We start from the raw sequence: 18,827 nt of genomic DNA on the forward strand, positions 1-18,827 counted from the left end.
AGGAGAGAACCTTTTTGGCCAGCATTAAGGATATCGCGAAAAAAGCCGGCGTCTCCATCTCGACCGTCTCGTACGCCCTGAACGGCAGCGACAAGGTCACGAAGGAAACGGCCGCCAAAATATTGAAAATCGCCGAAGAGCTCCATTACGTTCCCCACGCCGCCGCGCGTTTGCTGAAGAAGCAGCAGTCCAATCTGATCGGCATCTTTCTGACCGATTTCAGCGGCAACTTCTACGGCGATCTGCTGCAAGGAGTCAAAGAGTATTTGAGCGGCAAAGGGTACGATCTGCTCGTCTGCAGCGGGGAGAAATCGCGACGTCTCATTCCCGAGCGGATGATCGACGGCGCGATTGTGCTTGACGTTACGTTCTCCGACAAGGAGCTGCTGCAATATGCGGAAAAAGGGCACAAAACGGTCGTGCTCGACCGCGAGCTGCTTCACCCGAACGTCAGTCAGGTGCTGCTGGACAACAAAGCCGGCGCGACGCTGGCGATGGAATATTTACTGGAGTTGGGACACGACAAAATCTACGCCGTGACCGGTCCCTCCGGCTCCTATGACGCCAACCAGCGCCTCCGCGCCGTCCGCCAGGCCGCCGAACGCGCCCCGCACGCCCAAGTGATCGAGCTTCAGGGCGATTTCGGCAGAGCGTCGGGAGAGGCGGCCGCCCGCGTGATCGCCGATGAGTACGAGCGGCCTGCCGCCGTATTTTGCCTGAACGACGAGATGGCCGTCGGCGCGTACCGCTGCTTTACGTCGTACACCGACTTGAAAATCGGCGAGCACATTCACCTGATCGGCTTCGACAATATCGAGCTGGCGCAATTCGCCATCCCCCGTCTGGCCACCATCGATTACTCGATGCGCAAATGGGGAGCGATCGCCTCCGAGCAACTGCTGAAAATGATCGCCGCCCAGCCCGTCGAAGCCGAAAGAATCTATGTCTCGCTAATCAAAGGCGAATCCGTCGGTCCCTCTCCCTCCGTCAAATAACCTTTCCGAATCGTTCAGAAGCGTCGGCCTTGAGCCGGCGTTTCCTTTTTATCGGTCAACCGATTTCCAACCCCATCCAAATTCCTCCTTTACAACGCCGCTTCTCTATGACATGATATGTATCAAGTGATATGTATCAATCGATTCGCAAGGAGCTGAACCATGCCTCCGAAAGCCAAGTTTTCCAAGGAAGCGATCGTCGAAGCCGCGCTCGCCATCGCCGACCGCGAAGGGCTGGATGCGATTACGATCCGCAAAATCGCCGACGAGCTGGGCAGCTCGATCGCGCCGATCTACGTCAACTTCAAAGATGTCGAAGAGCTGAAGGACGCGGTGCTGGTCCGAATCGTAGATTTGTCGGCAGAGATGGCGCGAACGCCGTACAGCCCCGATCCGTTCCTGAACATCGGCATCGCCAGCTTGAAGTTCGCGCGGGAGCATCCCGCATTGTTCCGGGAGCTCGCCGTCAACAACCATCCCCGCCTGAAGGACGTCCAGACGTCCGTCCAAGACTTGCTCGCGCAGATGAAGCGCAAGCCGGAGCTCGCTCTTTTCTCGGATGAAGAGTTGATGGGGATCCTGTTCAAAATGCGCGTCTTCCAGCTCGGGCTGTCCGTCATGGACATTAACGGCGCGCTGCCGGGAGCAAGCGAAGAAGCGCTCGCAGAGCTGCTCCGGCAGACGGGCGAAGATCTGATCGCCGCCGAGCTGGCGCGAAAGCAAGCCAAATGATGAAGCGGCCGCAAAGGCAAAGGGGCGATTATCCATGAATCGTAACGAAGCGCAATCGCATATCGCGGAGCTGTTCGGGCGCACGGTCGACCGTGACCCGCTTATCCGCAACGCTTATTTTCTCGTGGATTCCGAACGTCTCGGCATTCGGATGAAACTTGCGGGAGGCTCGGTTCCCGCGCACGAAGACCAGCCCTATTACGTCGCCAGCGTCAGCAAGCTGTTCGCTTCGGCGCTCTGCGGCACGCTCGTCGAGAACGGGATACTCGATTTCGACGATCCGATCTCGGCCCACCTCGACCCCGAGCTGCTCCAGGGGCTCCACCTTTACAAAGGCCGGGACTACGGGAGCGACATTCGCATCAAACATTTGCTGAACCATGCGTCGGGGTTAAACGACTTTTTCGAGGATAAACCGAAGGGCGAGGCGTCGATGCTCGATCTCGTATTCGGGGACGCGCAGCGCGATTGGTCGCCGAGAGCGGTGGTGGAATGGACGAAGACAAGGCTGAAAAACCGCTTTCCGCCGGGCGGAGGCTTTCACTACTCGGATACGGGCTACCACCTGCTCGGCCTGGCGATGGAGCAAGCGGCGGGCCAGCCGTACCATGAGCTGCTGCGGCAGTATCTGTTCGAGCCGCTTGGCATGACGCACACCTGGTTCTCGCGTTATTCGGAACCGAGCGAGCCGAGCAGCCATCCGCTCGCGCGACTGTTCCATCGCAACAGGGACGTGACCGAGCACGGCGGCTTAAGCTTCATGTACGCCGGCGGAGGCGTCGTATCCACGACCGAGGATCAGCTCAAGCTGATGAAGGCGCTGGTTGGACGCAGTATCTTAAGCGAGAAGACAGTAGAGAAAATGCAAAACGACAGGGGACGGTTTTTTCCCGGCATCGATTACGGTTACGGATTGATGATGATCAAGCCGGCGTTTCTGCTCATGCCCGGCAGGTACAGCTCGTGGGGCAATATGGGGACGTCCGGCTCGTGGCTGTTCTATCACCCGAAGACGGACGCTTATCTGATCGGCAGCCTGAACCAGTTCCGCTACAACCGGAAAGGGCTGAGGCTGATGTTCAGGGCGATCGATATTTTGCTTCGCTGCGACGCGCGCGGGTAATCCGGCGCCGCGGATTGCGCCCGGCCGAATCGGCAGGGCGCATCGTCGTTTATCGCGTATACTCGAACAAGTAGCTGCCGCTGCCGATCTCGGCGACGATTCCGTCCTCCGTCTGGCGGGCGGAGATCAGCCCTTCCGCCAGGCGGAGCGCCTTGCCGCCTTCGCGGGCCTCGGACAGATTCGCTCCCGGCAGATGCACGACCGCCGTCGCGTTCGGCGGCACCGTCACGATCTGCGTCGCCGCCGCGCCGTCCAGACGCCACTCGGATACAATCGTTCCGAGCACCGACTCGTACCGCGCTCCCACCCAGGTCAGCCCGCAGTCGAAGGCCGGCTTGACGACGATGCGGCCATATCCGGCCTCGCCCTTGTCCAGCCCGGCAATGCGCCGGTACAGCCAGTCGCCGATGCAGCCGAACGCGTAATGGTTGTACGAGACGTTCGTGACTTTACCGCTGGGCATAATCGCCTGCCACGCTTCCCAGATCGTCGTCGCGCCCTTCTCGACCTCGTACAGCCAGGAAGGGCACTCCGTCTGATACAGCAGGCGATAGGCGACGTCGCTTCGGCCGTTGTCGCAGAGCACGTCCAGCAGATAAGGCACCGACAGGAAGCCGGTGTCGAGGCGATTGCCGTTGTCCTCGATCAGGCCGACCAGTTGGTTCAGCACTTTGCCCCTGGCCTCGTCCGGAATCATCTTCATCCGCAGCGCCAGTACGTAGATGCCCTGGAAATGGGCCTTCAGCCGGCCATCCTCGTTCATATACTCCTCGGCGAACGCCCGCCGCACGTTGCGGTTAAGCTCGGCGTACCGGCTCGCGTCCTCCTCCTTGCCCAACAGCTTGGCAATCCGCGACAGCAGCTCGGCCGAATAGGCGAAGAAGCAGGTCGAGACCAGCTCCTTCGTGGCGAAAGCGCTCTGCATCATATCGACCGTCTGCCCGTCCTTGCTGACGCTCATGCTCGGAATGAGCCAATCCCCGAAGTGGAAGCCGGTATTCCACAAATACTTTTTCCGCTCGGCGACCGAATCTCTTGAATCTCCTGAACCTGCTAAATGTCCCGCATCTCCCAAAGCCCCCGCACCTTCGGAAGCCGATCTCTCGATATAATCGAGCCAGCGAACCATCATCCCGTAATGCTCGGCCAGCACGCCGGTATCCCCGTAATTTTCGTACAAAGTCCACGGCACGATCATGCAGGCGTCGCCCCAACCGGCGGAAGAGTGAGTCCCCATCGGCGGGAAAATAATGTTCTCGTAGCCTTTCAAATACGGCACGACGATCGGAACTTGGCCGTCCTCCCGCTGCTCCGCCGCCATGTTGCGCAGCCAGCGGGAGAGGAACGGGTTCACGTCCATATTAAAGCAAGCCGTCGGAGCGAACACCTGAATGTCGCCGGTCCACCCCGCCCGCTCCCGCTGCGGACAGTCCGTCGGAATCGACAGCAGATTGCCCCGCTGGCTCCAGACGATATTCGCCTGCAGCCGGTTGATCCGCTCGTCCGAGCAGCTGAAATCCCCAGTTACGCGCAGATCGGAGGACAGGACGACCGCCTCGAAGTCGCCGGCCCGCGGCTCTCCCGGATACCCGGTCACCCTGACGTAACGAAAGCCGTGGAACGTAAACTTCGGCTCGTACGTCTCTCCCGCCTCGTCTCCGCGCAGCACGTAGACGTCCCTCTGATCCTTGAACCTGCCGCGAATGTTGTTCAAATAATTGCCCCGCTCGTCCAGCACCTCGCTGTGCTCCAGCACGACCTCCGCTCCGGCCTCTCCCTGCACGCGCATGCGGACTCTTCCGGCGCCGACCTGGCCGAAATCGACCACCGTCTCGCCCAGCGGCGTGCGAATAATGCGTTCGGCGGCAAGCGTAAGGACGGCCCGCACCGGCTCGCCGTACGCCGCGACCAGAACGCCGCGATCCCGCTCGACTTCGCGGACGGCGCTCCAATCCCGGTCGTCGTAGCCGGCCGTGCTCCAGCCCGGCTTCTCCAGCCGGGCGTCGTACCTCTCCCCGATGAACAGGTCGGAGTAGACGTAAGGTCCGAACGAGCTTCTGAAGCCGTCGTCCGACACGACCGTCTGCCGCGAACCGTCCTCGTATTCGATTTCGAGCTGGAGCAGCAGAGCCAACCGGTTGCCGTATTGGCAGTTGTCGCCCATCAGACCGACGCGTCCCGCGTACCAGCCGTCCGCAAGCGTCGCCCCGAGCGCATTCGCTCCTTCTTCCACCAACTCCGTCACGTCGTATGTCTGCACCTGCAAATAGCGGTCGTAGGACGTCATCTCCGGAGCCAGCTCCTGATCGCCGACCCGCCGGCCGTTCAGCTCCAGCTCGTAGATGCCGTGAGCCGTCGCATAGATGCGCGCCCGCCGGACGGCTCCCTTCGCCTCGAACCGCCTGCGCAGCAGCGGGCAAGGCAGCAGCCGGCCGTAATCGGTCGGCGGCAGCTTCTTCGTCCGGTCGTAGAAGTCGAGCGGCGGCTCCTCGGCCACCGTCGTCTGCTCCGGCTCGATCCACTTCGCCGACCAATCCTCCGGCCCGAGCAGCCCCATCTCCCACCAGGCCGTCCCGCTCCATTCGGACGCTTCGCCGCGCTCGTCCCACACCATGACCTGCCACTCGTATCGGCGCCGCGCGCGCAGCTTGGTCCCTTCGTAAGTATGGCCCGACGAGCTGCCGGACGCCGTCTTCCCCGTATCCCACACGACCGTATCGCCGTCCGTCACCCGAATCCGGTACGCGGTCTGGCGCACTCCCCTTCTTGCGGCGCGCAGCTCCCAGCTTAATCTGGGCGCCTCGATGCCAAGACCGAGCGGATCGACCATGTATTCGCATCTTAAGCCGCTTACGCGAACATTTTCCGGCATATCCGATTCCCCCTATCCTTTAACCGCTCCGCTGGCGATCCCCTGAATAAAATGCTTCTGCAGCGCCAGGAACAGCGCAATCAGCGGCAGCGATCCGATCACGACGGCGGCGAAAATGAGCACCCAGTTGTTCGTATACTCGCTCGTGAACGAGTAGAGCGACAGCGGAATATTGCGCATCGCCTTGCTTTGCAGGAACAGCAGCGGAATGAAGAAGTCGTTCCAAATAAACAGGCTCTTGATGATGACTACGGTCGACGTGATCGGCTTGACGAGCGGGAACAGAATTTTCCAGAACGTCCGAAACGGACCGCTGCCGTCGATCTGCGCCGACTCCTCCAGCTCGCGGGGCACCGTCTTGAAGAACGAGACGTACAGGAACACCGCGAACGGAATTCCCGTGGCGATGTACACCGCGATCGCTCCGGGATATTTTCCGATCAGATTCAAGCCGTTAAGCAGCTTGTACAGCGGAATCATCGCGAGTTGGAACGGCACCATGATGCCCGCCAGAAAATAGACGTAGAGAGCGCCCGACCATCTGTCCGTTCGCCGCGCCAGCGGGTAGGCCGCCATCGAGCTGAAGACGACGATGAGAATAAGAGAAACTCCGGTAATCAAAATGCTGTTCAGAAACGCCTGCCCCATATTCGCCTGCTGCCAGGCGGTCCAATAGTTGGAGAACTTCAGCGTCTCCGGCCACTTCAGCGGTCCGTATTGCAAATCCGCAGGCGACTTGAGCGACATGGTCACGACCAGGTAAAAAGGGATCGCCACGATCATCGCCCAGAAAGCGAGGCCAAGAGGCGTTAGCAAGCGTCGCAAAATCATCTCAGTATTCCACCTCTCTTCTGCGCAGCAAGGCGATCTGAACGAGAGAGAAGACGAGAATCATCGCAAACATTAGCAGCGCGATCGCGTTCGCGTACCCCATCCGGTTCAAGGCGAACGCCTGCCGGTACAGCATAACCGCGAGATTTTCCGTCGATCCTCCCGGACCGCCGTTGGTCATAATGAAGATGATGTCGAAAAGCTTAAGCCCCACGATCATCGTCACGACGATGTTCACCGTAAAAGCGGGAGCGACGAGCGGGAACGTAATGTTCTTGAAACGGCTGAACGCCCCGGCCCCGTCGATGTCGGCCGCCTCGTACATATCGCGCGGAATCGACTGCAGCCCCGCGACGTAAATGATCATGCTGAACGCCACCCACTGCCACAGATTCGCAGCAATGACGCTGTAGATCGCCAATCTGCGGTCGCCCAGCCAATCCTGCGCCCAGCCCGACAGACCGACAAACTCCAAAATCGTATTGATAACCCCGAACTGCGGATTGTACATATAGCTCCAAATGTATCCGATCGCAAGCGGACTGAGCAGAGCCGGCAGCAGATACCAGGCGCGAAGCAGGCGCTGGACGAACCCGGTTTTCTGCAGGCCGAGGGCGAGCAGCAGGCCGATAACGTTCTGCAGCACGGTGACGAGCAGCGCGATGACCAGCGTGTTTTGCAGCCCTTTCCAGACGTCCTTGTCGTGCGCGAGCTTGCGGAAATTGTCCAAGCCGATAAAGTCGATCGTCGGGCTCAGCCCGTTCCAATCCGTCATGCTGTAATAGAAGCTGCTGAGCACCGGATACGCCAGAAAAATCGTAAAGACCAGAAATGCAGGCAGCAGGAAGACTCCGTCGATGCCAGTCCGTCTCATAGTGTCCCCCCCTGTGTTCATCGCGACTGCGCGCGTCAAGCGATTGCGGTTTGCGCCGTCCTTGGGTCCGGCGAGTCAACGTCCATAATTCATATTATTTAGATGAAAATAGTTGGTTTATGTCCCGCGCCGTTACTCAACCCGGGCGCAAACCGGATGATTCGCGCCCGCAGTCAATCTAATCTACTTGTTGCCTTCCTTGTACGCCTCGTCCATCTTCGCGAGCATGTCGTTTACGCTTCCGCCGGCGAATACGCCCTGGATGCCGACGAACATTTGCGGCTGCACGGCGGCGGGCCAGTTCTGGTCGAGGAACGCGTACGTTCCGACCTTCAGACTCGGCTCGATCTCCATCAGCGCCGCGTCCAGGCTCGGCGTCACGTCGTCGACGATGGAGAACGACTGGGTGGCGTCGAGAATCGTCTTCATGCTCTCGGGAGAAGCGACGAAATCGAGATACTTTCTGACCGCCTCCGGATGCTTCGTCTTGGCGTACGCTCCGGCGAACAGCGCCGGGCCGGTCGATACCCAGATCGGCTCGCCCGCTTCCACGTACGGCAGAGGGAACATGCCCCACTCCAGCTCGGGATTGGCCGCCTTCAGCGCCGGTACGACCGCATTCAGGCTGACCGTCATCGCCACCTTGCCAGAGCTCATCAGCTGCAGCACTTGATCGTTGGCCGTGCCGAGAACGCCTTTGTTCGTCAAGCCTTGCTTTTCCAGATCGACGTAGTCCGCCATCATCTTCTCCCAGGCGGAGCCGACGAACGTCGCCTTGCCTTCGGCCATCTGTCCGTCGAATTCGGGATTGTCGCGGTAGATCGCCGAAGCGGCCATCGCGTAAGGAATCAGTTGGGTGACGAACTGGTCCTTCAATCCGAGCCCGATCGGCGTTACGCCCGAATCCTTGATCTTATGCGCGGCATCCAGGAACGACTGCCAATCCGTCGGAACGGCAAGGCCGAGGTCCTTGAAAATTTTCTTGTTGTAGATGACGCCGATAACGTTCTGGCTGCGCGGCAATCCGTATATTTTGCCGTCCTTGCTCGCCGAGCGAATCGCCCCCGGGGTGAGCCGCTGCACCCAAGGCTCGTCGCTGAGGTCCAGCAAGTATCCGGCGTTGACGAACGGGTCCTTCTTCGTGCCGGCGAATACGGTGAAAATGTCCGGCGCGTCCCCGGAGGCGAGCTTTGTCTTGATAACGGTTTCAAATTGGTCGACCGGAGCGCCCTCGTAATCGAGCCGGATGTTCGGATATTTCTCCTCGAACTTCCGATGGACCTCCTCCAGGTTCAGGTTCGCATTGTTGACCAGATACAGCTTCAGCGTAACGTTCTCTTCCTTGGGCTGCGAAGAGGAGCCGCTCGCTCCCGCTTCGGGAGCGTTCTGCCCCCCGCCCCCGCATCCCGCCACCAGCAGCGACAAAGTCAGACACAGCGCGGCGAAGCCCGCTTTCGTGCGTTTGCGCATCTCTTGATGACCTCCCATTTGTTTTTGCTTGCCTGTGTCCCATTATAGGGAACGGGAGCGCGGCAGGCTTCCGGTTGTTTTGCTCAATTGGGGGGGACGATTTTGCGCGATTTTTGAAATTCCGAGGGCGTCATGCCGGTATGCTTCTTGAAAAGCTGGCTGAAATATTTGCTGTCCTCGTAGCCGACGCGCGAACCGACCTCGATGACGCTGAGCGTCTCCGAAGCCAGCAGCAGCTTCGCCTGCTCCATGCGCACGTCGATCAGATAGTCCGAGAAGTTGACCCCGGCCTCCTTCTTGAACAAGCGGGACAGATGGCTGACGCTGATATGATGCTCCTTGGCGAAGCTGTGCAGAGAGTCGATTCGGTCGTAAGAGCGGCGGATGTCGCCCATCAGCTTGCGCACAAGCGCTCTCGGCTCCTTGCCTCCGCCTCCCTGCTCCTCCAGCCAGTCGGTCAGCCGCTCTTCCAGCCAGTCGGACAGTTGGACGTATTCGACGGCCGTCTCGGTAATGTGCGCGATCGCTTCGGCTTCGGCGATCGCCGCGATTTTTCCGGGGAACAGCTTGAACTGCAGCGCCGTAAACATGTCGCTTAGCAGCTGCGCCAGCGCCTTGGCCGGAAGCCGCAGCGTTCTCGCCTGCGAGACGATCCGGTCGACGGACGGCCGAATTTGCTTGAAATCCCGTTTGGCCAGATGGGCCTCCAGCACCCGGATCGCATTCCATACGGTCGTCATGTCCGAGGCGCGTTCTCCGTCGACGCCCGGAGAGGATAACGTGCTCGTCTCCAGTCGAACCTGCCGCTCCAGCAGCCCGATCGCCCGGCGGTAAGCGTCCTCCGGGCGCTCGGCTCCCTCCTTGGCGAAGACGATCGTATGCACGGGCAGCTTCGTCCGTCTGTACGTCTCTTGCAGCGACTCGATCGCTTCCCGGGCGGCCTGCTCCTCGCGGCTGCTGCCGCAAGAGAACAGCAGGCATTGCAGGTTGGGCTCGGGATATAAAATGCGCGGGTCGGCAGGACATGCGGCGATCGCCTGACACACCGACTCTTCGTGCCGCTCCCAGGCATGCCCCGACTTCCAGTTGCCGAGCAGCGAGATCGCCAGCAGCAGGGGGCCGGCCAGCTCCTCCCGTCCGTTCGCCGACCGGCCCTCCAGCGTGCGCACGAGCCGCCACTGCTCCTCGTCCCGGTCGAGCCGCCTTTTCTCCGTTAAGGTTTCCAGAACCGCGCCGACCGCATGCATAAGCTCCCGCCTCTTCACCGGCTTGACGAGAAAATCCTTCACTCCGAGCTGCAGTCCGGTGCGCGCGTAAGCAAAATCGTCATAACCGCTAACGAGGATCGCTTCCGCGCCGGGACAGACGAGCTTGAACCGGCGAATGAACTCCAGCCCGTCCATTCCCGGCATACGTATGTCCGTTACGACAAGATCGGGACGAACCCGCTCGGCCAGCGCCAGCCCCTCCACTCCGTTCGGGGCGGAGAACACCGCATGCTCCGGTTCGTACTCCTTCAGCAGCAGCTCAAGCTCCTCCAGCGCGATCGGCTCGTCTTCGAGAACCAAGATGTTCATGATTGTCTACTCCTTCTCCCTGCCGGCTTGCGCATCGTTCGGCAGCCTTATCGTCACCTTCGTGCCGCCCTCCGGCGCGCTCTCGATTCGCAGGCCGCAGGGCGATCCGAACAGCAGCCGGATTCGCTTGTGAATATTCATTAACCCGATGCCGGACTTCCCTTCCCGCGTCAGCTCCCGCTCCAGCTCCGCCACGCTGTCGTCCTGACGGAATGCCCGGTTGAATCGGACGACGAGCTCCTCCGGCATGCCCGGCCCCGTATCCGTAACCGCAATCTCCACGTCCATCGCCGTCACGTTCTCCCGGTATGCCCCGCCTATGCCGGTCTCCGTCGCCGCGCTTTCCGCAGATTCATCTGTCTCCGTCGTTCCGCCTTCCGCAGTTCCGCCTGTCTCCGTCTTCCCGTTTTCCGCAATTCTGCCTGTCCGCGTCGCCGCGCCTCCCGCGCCTCCGCTTGTCTCGCTTTGCCCGCTTCCCGAAACCAATCGAGCTTCCAGCCGCACCGTGCCGCCCTCGATCTTTTTCTCGATCCCGTGGAAGATCGCGTTCTCGACAAGAGGCTGCAGCGACAGCTTGGCCATCCGCAGCCGCAGCAGCGAATCCGGCACGTCCGCTTCGAACGCGAACCGGTCCTTGTAACGCATCTCCTGAATCCGGACGTAATGCCGCACATTCTCCAATTCCTTCTCCAGCGTCGTCGGCTCGTTCCAGCCCCTCATGCTGTAGCGGAACAAATCCGCCAAGTTTTCCGCCATATCCGCCACGTCATGAACGCCTTGCTTGCGGCTGAGCGCCTTCATAATATTAAGCGTGTTGAACAGCATATGAGGATTGATCTGGGCCTGAAGCGCCATCAGCTTGGCGTCCTTCTCCCTGAGCTCCAGCAGAAAAACTTGGTGGATCAGCCGGTCCACGCTTTCAAGCATCAGGTTGAACCCTCTGGACAGCCGTCCGGTCTCGTCCCGGTAGCTGCGTTCTTTCGCGCGCACCTTGAAGTCGCCCGTCTCCACCCGCTTCATGTTCTGCGCCAGGGCGGCAAGCGGACGACTGATGCCGGAGGCGAGCACGTACGAGGCCGCTCCGACGACGCCGATCGCCAGCGCGATCGCGACTAGAATGAGGCCGCGGATGCTGTCCGATTGCTTCACGACGTCCGCGTGCGGCGCAAGCGCCACAATCGTCCACCCGCTGTAATCGGAACAGTTGCCCGAGAACAGATACCGCGTGCCCGCCCAATCCGCGCTCCCTTCCGGCTCCGTCGCCGCCGCGGCCAGTTCGTCCGGCATCGTCCGCCCCGTCCATTCGTCCCCGCTGTCGTACAGAACGTTTCTACCTTCGTCCACCAGCATATAGCGCAGAGGCAGCGCGTCTTCCGCCTTGTCGACGCCGAGCAGGAGCGATTTCAGCGCCAATACGCTCATATCGATCTTCATATACCCCAGCCGCTGCCCGGGAAGCGAATACTGGAAGTCGTTGATCGGACGAATCAGCGAGAAGACGAGCTGCGGATCTCTCAGCGCCATCGTCTCCGGTCCCGTCGGCCAGAAAAACATCGAAGGCTCGACCTCGTCCCCCAGCTGCGCGAACCACGGCTCCTGCCTGACCGAATATTCGTTGGACGGCGCTCCGCCCTTCGACAGATTGAACAGCCGTCCGTCCTCCGCGAACAAATAAACGCCCTGAATATACGGCCAAGGGGCCGTCAGTTGGACAAGCCGATGCGCAATCTCGTTATTGTCGTACTGAACGCCGTAATCCGACGTCGGCTGGCGCATAATGCGCTGAATGATCGGATCGCCGAAGATGGCAAGAGAGAGCCTGTCCATATCCTTGGCGTACAAGTCCAGCGTAATCGTCATCTGCGCCAGCGACGTGTCCACGAGGTCGAGCGTCCGCTCCGTATAATCCCTTTTCATATGAAAATAAGTCAGTCCGCCCAAGACGGCCACGGCCACGACGAACAAACTCGTAAACGTAACCGCCATCTTCGTGCGCAGCCGCCAATCGTTCCACCGCATGGCCGAAGTCCCCCCTTGCCGTCCTGTCCATGCCGTTCTTTCTTTGATTTATTGTAGTGCAAGCGATGTCAAAAAAATAGACCGCCAGCGGGAAGGTCCGTTACGAGTCTCCCTGCTGGCTGGCGAAGTTTCAGAAGAGAAGCGGCGGAGAAAATAAACCGAAGGGTACCGAGAGGCTAGAGGAACAAAGGGGAATGCCGACAACGCGGAGTATTATCCGACAAAGCGCTTTACGAGACTTTTGGGGGCGACCTGCATCCAAGCGCCTGCGAGCAGCGCGCGAAGCTCGTCCCGTTCGATCCGGTCGAGGCGGACGAAGACATAGGCAAGCTTGGCGTACTTCTCCGGAACTTTGAAAACGTCGGGAGCGGCCGAGACGCTGATCTCCCTCTCCTCCAAGGACATTTTCAACAGGGCCGTCACGCCGTCCGGCTGCTCGACGGCGAAGATTTTGCCCCGCACCCGGTAAGAGAGCTTATCCCAGTGAGCGTGCTCCTCCGCCTCCGGCAGCTCCAGCGCCAACCGGCGCAGCTCATCCGTAGTAACCACGGTCGCCTCCCGTAAACGTCGCGATGTACCAGTGGTTGCCCTGCGGGTCCTCGACTCCGGCGCTTCTTTCCCCGTACGGCATATCCGCCGGTTCATACAGCGATGCCGCGCCGGCCGTCAGAGCCCGAGCATAGCAATCGTCCGTATCCGGAACGAATACGTGCAGCGTGTTCGCGCGAGGCGGATATCGGTCGCTGCCTGTAGAAAGTTCGACGACCGTTTCGCCGATTTTCACCTCGGCATGCCCGACGGTTCCATCCTCTCTCCCGGACCGATTCAGCACCTCGGCGCCGAAAACCCGCTGCAGAAATTCAATTTGCTTGTCCGCGTCCGCCACCGTGAAATACGGCGTGACGGTCTGGTACCCCCGGGGTGCGTATCCGTTGCTTGCCATGTTTCCCGCCTCCTTGTCATGATCGCCTGCCCTTCCATCCTTCCAAGTCCGTCCTATGCTGCATGGCAAACGTCCTGTCTCTCTATCTTCGACATGTCCGTTCCGAATTACTGCCGCCGCCTGCGGAAAATTACGCCCGCTTCAGCTCGGCGCCGCGAAGCCCCCTCATCCGCGCCAGCACGAGACCCGCCAAGTCGGCGACGCGGCAGGCATACCCGCTCTCGTTGTCGTACCAGGCCAGCAGCTTGACGTACCCGTCGGAGACGCTGACCGTCAGGGCGTCGATAACCGCCGATTGCTCGTTGCCGATAAAATCGGCGGACACGAGCGGCGCGTCCGTATATCCGACGTACGGGGATAGCGCTCCCTCGGCTTCGGCGCGGAAAGCTTCGAGCACTTCCCGGGTATCGACCGGCCGCGACAGCTTGGCCGTCAGATCGATCAGCGACACGTCCTGTGTAGGTACGCGGATCGAGCTGCCTTCAATGCGCTGCGCCAGATGGGGAAGCACGCCCATCAGCGCTTTGCCGACGCCGGTCGTCGTAGGCACGATCGACTGCCCGCACGCCCGCGCCCTCCGCAAGTCCTTGTGCGGATTATCCAGATGGTTCTGGTCCGACGTATACGAGTGAACCGTCGTCATCCATCCGCGCTCCACGCCGAAGGCGCGGTCGAGCACGAGCAGGACGGGCGACAGACAGTTCGTCGTGCAGGACGCCGCAGACAGCAGATGGTGCTTGCCCGGATCGTACAGATGATCGTTCACGCCCATGACGACGGTCAGATCCATCCGTTCCCCCGGCGCCGTAATGATCACTTTCCGCGCCCCTCCGGCCATATGCTTCCGAGCGCCGGTTCCGTCGTTGAACTTTCCCGTCGCGTCGATGACGATGTCCGCCCCGAGCGAACGCCACGGAATGCGCTCCGGATCTCTCTCGTACGTCATCCCAATGGAATAACCGTCGATGACCAGATTTCCGTCCCGCACGCCGACATCCGCCGTCCAAGTCCCGTGCACCGTATCGTATTTCAGCAGATGGGCGATCGTCTCGACCGGATACGCGCTGTTTATCGCTCTCAGATCGCCCGGTCGTCTTGCCATCCACTTTCTAACCAACAGCCGTCCGATTCTCCCCATTCCGCTAATTCCGATACCTTGGCTCATATTGTCCCCCTATTGGTTAACCAGTTAATTATTACACATTAAATATACATTTATTCGAAATAATACTCAATATAAACACCAACAAAACTTATTTATGACTCATTATAAAATATATATGACACAAATATAATTGTTCATTCATCTCCTGATGAGCATTCGTCCTCTCCCGAGCGCCTAATCAACGTTGCAGCAAATAGACCACACAGTTACTCCTGCATCGTCTCCCTCCCGAACGCGAATGAACAGAGTTACAGCTCGACGGTGCCGGCCTAGAGCGTGCAAACATCGAAATTTCGAGCTGCAGCCCGACAGCGTCGGCCTAGAGCGTGCAAACATCGAAATTTCGAGCTGCAGCCCGACGGCGTCGGCTTGGAGCGTGCAAACATCGAAATTTCGAGCTGTAACCCGACGGTGCCGGCCTAGAGCGTGCAACATCGAAATTTCGAGCTGTAACCCGACAGCGTCGGCTTGGAGCGTGCAAACATCGGAATTTCGAGCTGTAACCCGACGGTGTCGGCCTAGAGCGTGCAAACATCGGAATTTCGAGCTGTAACCCGACGGTGTCGGCCTAGAGCGTGCAAACATCGGAATTTCGAGCTGCAGCCCGACAGCGTCGGCCTAGAGCGTGCAAACATCGGAATTTCGAGCTGTAACCCGACGGCGTCGGCCTAGAGCGTGCAAACATCGAAATTTCGAGCTGTAACCCGACGGTGTCGGCTTGGAGCTGCAACATCGGAATTTCGAGCTGTAACCCGACGGCGTCGGCTTGGAGCGTGCAAACATCGGAATTTCGAGCTGCAGCCCGACAGCGTCGGCTTGGAGCGTGCAAACATCGGAATTTCGAGCTGTAACCCGACGGTGTCGGCTTGGAGCGTGCAACATCGGAATTTCGAGCTGCAGCCCGACGGTGCCGGCTTGGAGCGTGCAACATCGGAATTTCGAGCTGTAACCCGACGGCGTCGGCCTAGAGCGTGCAAACATCGGAATTTCGAGCTGCAGCCCGACAGCGTCGGCTTGGAGCGTGCAAACATCGAAATTTCGAGCTGTAACCCGACGGCGTCGGCCTAGAGCGTGCAAACATCGGAATTTCGAGCTGTAACCCGACGGTGTCGGCTTGGAGCGTGCAAACATCGGAATTTCGAGCTGTAACCCGACGGCGTCGGCCTAGAGCGGGTTACCGTTATGCGAGCGTATTGCCTGCCTCAGGACAATCGCTAATGAAACATGTTAGTCGATATCGTTCATCGGGCTAAGTCACATCCCCCATGCAAAGAAGCCCTCCCCCAGCCATACAACCAGGGGGAAGGGCTTCTCCATCCGAACCTCTTACTCCTGAAGCCACTCGTCAATCTGCTTGGCCAGCTGCTCCAGACCGATTTCGACCGGGACGCGGCCGTGCAGCATTCGCTCGAACATCTCGTTAAACGCCGTGTCGATCTTCGCCCAGCTCGCCACCGGAGGACGGAGGAACGACGCGTCGAGGCTTTCCACGTACGGCCTGATCGTCGGGCTGTAAGTCTCCTCCGATTCGCTCGCTTCGGCGTTCGTCGGCAGCAGCCCGGCTTTGAACATAAGCCGCTGCGCCTCCACGCCCGCCATCCACTTCACGAACGTCCAGGCCGCCTGCTTATTCCGGGAGCTTTCCATCAGCACCAGATTTTCTCCGCCGATGATCGAGCCTTTCGTCCCCGGATTATGCGGGAACGGAGCCGGCACCGTATTGTCCCGCAGCTTCTCGTCATCGTAGCCTTCCACATTCGATAGAATCGTGTAGTACCACGGTCCTTCGTCCATCATGAGCAGCTTGCCGTCCGGCACCGCCTGCCAGCGCTCCAGCCTGCCGGACAGCACGTCGGCGCTGACGAGGTTCGATTCGACCAGGCGCTTCAGCGTATGAACGGCCTGAATGCTGTCCGGACTGTCCAAATACCCGCTCGCCCGCGTATAATCCTCGTTCGTCAGCCGTCCGCCCAGCCCGACGAAATAAGGCAGCACCGCCCACGTATTGATGCCGTTGACACCGAGCTGGTAGCCGGTCCGCTCGCTGAGCGCCACCAATTCGTCCATCGTCTCCGGCGGTTTGTCCAGACCGGCTTTGCGCAGCAGCTCTCGGCTGTAAATAGCGACCTTCGTATTGATGTTCAGCGGCAGCCCGTAGTACCGGCCCTCGTATTTGCCGGACTCGAGCGCCGACTCCAACAGCAGCTTCGTGACGCGAGGCAGCTCGGGATAGGCGTCGATCGGCTCGATCAGCCCCAGCCGGGCGAATTCCGGCAGCCAGGCGATATCCATGCGCACGACGTCCGGCCCGGTGCCCGAAGTCGTCTCGGCGATCAGCGAGCCTTTGAAATACTCGTACAGATGCTTGACCGATACGACGCGAATATCCGGGTGCTGTGCCTCGAAAGCCGGAATGACCTCGTCCTCGAATACTTTCATCTCTACGTCGCTGTACGTATGCCAGACCGTGATCACTTCGGCGGCCTCCGGCTCCATTACCAGCTCGACCTCGTCCCTGCCGATGATGCTTTCCGCGCCGCAGCCCGTCAGCAGGACGACGACCAGCGCCTGACGCAGGGCGGCAAGCGAACGGCGGCGAAGCTTACCACCAATCGTCCTCACAAGTTTCGTCACCGTCGTCCCTCCCCTTATTCGCGTCTCGGCAGACGTTCGCGATATTCGACCGGAGACGCTCCGGTCGTCTTTTTGAACAGCTTGCTGAAGTATTTGACGTCGTTGAAGCCCGATCTCTGCGCCACCTCGTATATTTTCAGGCTCGGGTCCCCCAGCAGTTCCTTCGCTTTGCCGATGCGCAGGCGAATCAAATAATCGATAAAGTTAAAACCCGTATGATGCTTGAATTGGAGACAGAAATAGTTTTTGCTCATATGGACGTAATCGGCAAGCTGCTGCAGCGTGATTTCGCCCGTATAGTGCTGCGCGATGTACGCGATCGCCTTATCGATCAGCTGTTTGTTGCCCTTGTACGTATGCGATCCGGCGGCGAACGACTTTCGGTAGCCCCGAATCTGCGCCTGCAGCAGGTCGGTCAGCTCTCCGAACGTTTCGCTGCGCTTAAGCTCCTCGAAGCCTTCGAGCAGCACGATCATCTCCTGCTCGTTCATGAACAGCGCCGTCACGATCTCGAACGCTTCCTTGCGCACCGCATCGGGATCGGGCCGCATCGTCTCCCAGCGTCCGATCCATGCGCGCACGATCGCGTCGGCGCTCTCCGCATCCCGGGTCTGCGCGCTCGTCTTCAGCTCCTGCAGCAGTTGAGCGGAAGTCGGATACTCCGAGGACGGCTCCTGCCCCTGCGCCTGTCCGGCCCCGGACGGACCGTACAGCCCGCCGCCTTCGAAAAAACGGCGCTCCGCCGCCGAACCGCTCGCCTGGAAGACGTCTCTCAGCTCTTCCGCGCTCCCTCCGAACGCGCAGCCGATCGTTACCCTGACGCCGAGTCTTTCTGCCCACCGCTCCGCAACGGAGCCGAGAACCGGCTGCGGCAGCACTCCGCCGCCTGCTCCCGCAGGAACGATCAGCACGAGCGTTCGCGTTCCGACCAGGAACGCGACGCCTTCCTCCGCCGTCTCGTAGAACAGCTCCTGCATCTCCTCCAGCAAAATGGCGGCATGAAGCTGGCCGAACCTCTCCTCCGTCTCTCTCAGCCCGTCGATCAGCACGGTGCAGATCGCATAGCCGCGCTTCATCCATTCGGGCGCCGCATCCGCGGACAGACCTCCGTCGTCGTGGGCCAGCGCACGCTTGACGTCCGATTCCAGCCGCTTGCGGCCGGAGGCCAGCTTCGTCATCCATACGAGCTGTCTGTCCCGGTCCTGCCGCCTCTCTTCCTCGATCTGCCCCAGACATTTGCGGACGAGCTCCAGCAGTCCCTCGGGCTCCAGCGTCGGCTTCAGCAAATAATCGACGACGCCCAGCTTCAGCCCCTGGCGGACGTATTCGAAATCGTTGTAGCTGCTGACGAAAATCACCTTCGTCCGCGGATGGCGCTCCAGCGTCCGTCTCGTCAGCTCGAGGCCGTCCATGACGGGCATCTTGATGTCGGTGATCAGAATATCGACCGGCTCGCTTTCGAGCGACCGCCAGGCTTCTTCTCCGTTGGCGAAATCGCCGATAAGCCCGACGTTCTCCCGTCCCCAGTCGACCGACGCCTTGATCCCGAACCGGATGACCGGCTCGTCGTCCACGATCGCTACCCGGTACAT

General features: G+C 60.2%; 14 protein-coding genes. 3 read left to right on the top strand and 11 right to left on the bottom strand.

All coding sequences use genetic code 11. The features are described from left to right. Positions 1 to 14: 14 nt before the first annotated feature. The 3 genes from B0G52_RS02245 (at position 15) to B0G52_RS02255 (ending at position 2,850) form a co-directional block, all read left to right on the top strand. Complete coding sequence (locus B0G52_RS02245; RefSeq protein WP_094041869.1) at positions 15 to 995, top strand: LacI family DNA-binding transcriptional regulator; 981 nt, start codon at positions 15 to 17, stop codon at positions 993 to 995. Between the two features lie 162 nt (positions 996 to 1,157). Continuing rightward, a complete protein-coding gene (locus B0G52_RS02250; protein ID WP_094041870.1) occupies positions 1,158 to 1,727 on the top strand; it encodes a TetR/AcrR family transcriptional regulator in 570 nt (189 codons plus the stop codon). 34 nt (positions 1,728 to 1,761) lie between these two features. Next, positions 1,762 to 2,850 carry a serine hydrolase domain-containing protein gene (locus B0G52_RS02255; RefSeq protein WP_094041871.1) on the top strand — a complete coding sequence of 363 codons (1,089 nt, stop codon included), beginning with the start codon at positions 1,762 to 1,764 and terminating at the stop codon, positions 2,848 to 2,850. A gap of 49 nt (positions 2,851 to 2,899) precedes the next feature. Here the strand turns inward: B0G52_RS02255 and B0G52_RS02260 are convergent, their stop codons facing one another. The 11 genes from B0G52_RS02260 to B0G52_RS02310 all read right to left on the bottom strand — a co-directional run bounded on the left by B0G52_RS02260 (position 2,900) and on the right by B0G52_RS02310 (position 18,827). Then, entirely contained in the window at positions 2,900 to 5,722 is a 2,823-nt protein-coding gene (locus tag B0G52_RS02260) for an alpha-L-rhamnosidase (protein ID WP_094041872.1), read from the bottom strand. Positions 5,723 to 5,734: 12 nt separating this feature from the next. After that, positions 5,735 to 6,553, bottom strand: coding sequence for a carbohydrate ABC transporter permease (locus B0G52_RS02265; RefSeq protein ID WP_094041873.1), 819 nt, complete (start codon positions 6,551 to 6,553; stop codon positions 5,735 to 5,737). A 1-nt stretch (position 6,554) separates the two neighbouring features. Beyond that, positions 6,555 to 7,427, bottom strand: a complete 873-nt coding sequence (locus B0G52_RS02270) for a carbohydrate ABC transporter permease (RefSeq protein WP_158223543.1) — start codon at positions 7,425 to 7,427, stop codon at positions 6,555 to 6,557. A 183-nt stretch (positions 7,428 to 7,610) separates the two neighbouring features. Beyond that, positions 7,611 to 8,897 (bottom strand): ABC transporter substrate-binding protein, encoded by a 1,287-nt coding sequence (locus B0G52_RS02275; protein WP_158223544.1) that lies wholly within the window; start codon positions 8,895 to 8,897, stop codon positions 7,611 to 7,613. A gap of 83 nt (positions 8,898 to 8,980) precedes the next feature. After that, positions 8,981 to 10,474 (bottom strand): response regulator, encoded by a 1,494-nt coding sequence (locus B0G52_RS02280; protein WP_094041876.1) that lies wholly within the window; start codon positions 10,472 to 10,474, stop codon positions 8,981 to 8,983. A gap of 6 nt (positions 10,475 to 10,480) precedes the next feature. Further along, positions 10,481 to 12,493: a sensor histidine kinase gene (locus B0G52_RS02285; RefSeq protein ID WP_094041877.1), complete on the bottom strand. Its 2,013-nt coding sequence runs from the start codon at positions 12,491 to 12,493 to the stop codon at positions 10,481 to 10,483. A gap of 213 nt (positions 12,494 to 12,706) precedes the next feature. Continuing rightward, entirely contained in the window at positions 12,707 to 13,042 is a 336-nt protein-coding gene (locus B0G52_RS02290) for an MmcQ/YjbR family DNA-binding protein (protein ID WP_158223545.1), read from the bottom strand. Further along, on the bottom strand, positions 13,026 to 13,436 hold the full coding sequence (locus B0G52_RS02295) for a VOC family protein (RefSeq protein ID WP_094041879.1): 411 nt from the start codon (positions 13,434 to 13,436) through the stop codon (positions 13,026 to 13,028). The genes B0G52_RS02290 and B0G52_RS02295 overlap by 17 nt, the downstream gene beginning before the upstream one ends. Before the next feature lie 130 nt (positions 13,437 to 13,566). After that, positions 13,567 to 14,601 (bottom strand): type I glyceraldehyde-3-phosphate dehydrogenase, encoded by a 1,035-nt coding sequence (gap, locus tag B0G52_RS02300; RefSeq protein WP_094041880.1) that lies wholly within the window; start codon positions 14,599 to 14,601, stop codon positions 13,567 to 13,569. 1,326 nt (positions 14,602 to 15,927) lie between these two features. Then, entirely contained in the window at positions 15,928 to 17,235 is a 1,308-nt protein-coding gene (locus B0G52_RS02305) for an extracellular solute-binding protein (protein WP_094041881.1), read from the bottom strand. Between the two features lie 14 nt (positions 17,236 to 17,249). Next, entirely contained in the window at positions 17,250 to 18,827 is a 1,578-nt protein-coding gene (locus B0G52_RS02310) for a response regulator (protein WP_158223546.1), read from the bottom strand.

It is taken from the genome of Cohnella sp. SGD-V74 (genome assembly GCF_003001675.1).
Classification (GTDB): Bacteria; Bacillota; Bacilli; order Paenibacillales; family Paenibacillaceae; genus Cohnella.

Bases quoted from the DNA above. Each gene is read 5' to 3' on its own strand.
- B0G52_RS02295 (WP_094041879.1), bottom strand. From the start codon at position 13,436: ATGGCAAGCAACGGATACGCACCCCGGGGGTACCAGACCGTCACGCCG.
- B0G52_RS02260 (WP_094041872.1), bottom strand. From the start codon at position 5,722: ATGCCGGAAAATGTTCGCGTAAGCGGCTTAAGATGCGAATACATGGTC.
- gap (WP_094041880.1), bottom strand. From the start codon at position 14,601: ATGAGCCAAGGTATCGGAATTAGCGGAATGGGGAGAATCGGACGGCTG.
- B0G52_RS02265 (WP_094041873.1), bottom strand. From the start codon at position 6,553: ATGATTTTGCGACGCTTGCTAACGCCTCTTGGCCTCGCTTTCTGGGCG.
- B0G52_RS02275 (WP_158223544.1), bottom strand. From the start codon at position 8,897: ATGCGCAAACGCACGAAAGCGGGCTTCGCCGCGCTGTGTCTGACTTTG.
- B0G52_RS02310 (WP_158223546.1), bottom strand. From the start codon at position 18,827: ATGTACCGGGTAGCGATCGTGGACGACGAGCCGGTCATCCGGTTCGGG.
- B0G52_RS02280 (WP_094041876.1), bottom strand. From the start codon at position 10,474: ATGAACATCTTGGTTCTCGAAGACGAGCCGATCGCGCTGGAGGAGCTT.
- B0G52_RS02255 (WP_094041871.1), top strand. From the start codon at position 1,762: ATGAATCGTAACGAAGCGCAATCGCATATCGCGGAGCTGTTCGGGCGC.
- B0G52_RS02270 (WP_158223543.1), bottom strand. From the start codon at position 7,427: ATGAGACGGACTGGCATCGACGGAGTCTTCCTGCTGCCTGCATTTCTG.
- B0G52_RS02285 (WP_094041877.1), bottom strand. From the start codon at position 12,493: ATGCGGTGGAACGATTGGCGGCTGCGCACGAAGATGGCGGTTACGTTT.
- B0G52_RS02250 (WP_094041870.1), top strand. From the start codon at position 1,158: ATGCCTCCGAAAGCCAAGTTTTCCAAGGAAGCGATCGTCGAAGCCGCG.